The following is a 1244-nucleotide window of genomic DNA, read 5'->3' on the forward strand; positions in this document are numbered from 1 at the left end:
AGCACGGTCTCGGCGCATCGGTCATCAATCGCGCGGCCGAGCAGCTCGCGGCGCATTTCAATTCCGAGCGCATCGCGAACTCCATCGCCGCAGCCCTGCAAGGGTCGGAACTGACGGCCCTTCGGGAGAGGCTCGCCCGGGCCCATGACCGCACGGCCGAGGTACTGGCCACGATGCATCTTCCGCATGTGCCGCATATGCCGAGCCGCGAAGAGCTTACGGCCAAGGCCAGAGCGATGTTCGCCAAGACCAAGTCGATGGAGGAGATCGCCGACCGGGCCTACGAGATGCTGCTCGCTTCGGTCGGCGCCAAGCTCGCCGGGGCCGTCGAGAGCCGGCCTTAGCCCGTCCGTCGATTGGCCCCTGGGACAGTCGGAAACCCATTATTGTTCATGCGCCCCTTGGTTTGAACCGAAAGCAGCGCTCAACCGTTATGCAAACGACGGGTAGGACCAACCAAGGAGCATGACATGCGAATTCTTCTGACGTCTGCTGCGGCCCTCGTTGCAGGAAGCCTTGTTCTTGGCGTTGGCCCGGAAAGCGTAACGGCAAGCCCGCTTCCGGCCTTGACCGCTCTTTCCGTCGATCAAAGCGCGGTTCAAACCGTCGGTTGGCGCGAGCGCTACTACCGGCGGAATGGTGTGTGGCCGTCCGGGCCGCGCCGCGCCATCGATGACGATGTGGTCGTTGCCCCAATAGGCGGCGACGGCGACGTTGTGATCATCGCCCCGGCACGCCCGAGCAGCTGCGGCCAGTACCACTACTGGAATGGCGTGGCCTGCGTCGATGCCCGCTACAACGATCCCTATCTCGGCCCGAAATAGCCGGCTCCGAGGGGCCGAGCGGCCACCTCGGATCGCCGCGTCATTTGCCTAGTGATGCGCCGACACGTGCCTGACGCATTCGGATAGCAGCGCGTTCGGTGCCGCCTCTCCGACATCGCCCAGGCTGAGCATGCCGACCATCCGCTTGTCCTTGTCGATCACGGGCAGCCTGCGGATCTGGAGCTGCTCCATGTGATGGACCGCCTTGTCCAGATCGTCGTCTTCCCGGCAACAATGGATGCCGGAACTCATGACATCCCGGGCCGTCATGCTGGCGGCATCGAGCCCGTTCTTTGCCAGACCGTTGCAGACGATGTCGCGGTCCGTGACCATTCCGACGAGCTTGTCGCCGTCGCCGACCGGGATGCAGCCGATGTCATGCCCGCGCATCAACTTGGCGATTTCGCTGATGGGCGTGTC

2 protein-coding genes and 1 pseudogene are annotated in these 1244 nt (G+C 64.1%); 2 read left to right on the forward strand and 1 reads right to left on the reverse strand.

All coding sequences use genetic code 11. From position 1 onward, the window contains the following. Positions 1-344, forward strand: a pseudogene (locus tag AUC71_RS19575) (acyl-CoA desaturase); the annotation flags it as partial. 126 nt (positions 345-470) lie between these two features. Continuing rightward, positions 471-824, forward strand: coding sequence for a hypothetical protein (locus AUC71_RS11195; RefSeq protein WP_141701623.1), 354 nt, complete (start codon positions 471-473; stop codon positions 822-824). Positions 825-872: 48 nt separating this feature from the next. On the opposite strand, the gene AUC71_RS11200 is transcribed toward AUC71_RS11195, so the two are convergent. Continuing rightward, positions 873-1244 (reverse strand): CBS domain-containing protein (locus tag AUC71_RS11200; RefSeq protein ID WP_069624331.1); only part of this gene is annotated, 372 nt, incomplete at its 5' end.

It is taken from the genome of Methyloceanibacter marginalis (genome assembly GCF_001723295.1).
In the GTDB taxonomy this organism is placed as follows: domain Bacteria; phylum Pseudomonadota; class Alphaproteobacteria; order Rhizobiales; family Methyloligellaceae; genus Methyloceanibacter; species Methyloceanibacter marginalis.

Bases quoted from the DNA above. Each gene is read 5' to 3' on its own strand.
- AUC71_RS11195 (WP_141701623.1), top strand. From the start codon at position 471: ATGCGAATTCTTCTGACGTCTGCTGCGGCCCTCGTTGCAGGAAGCCTT.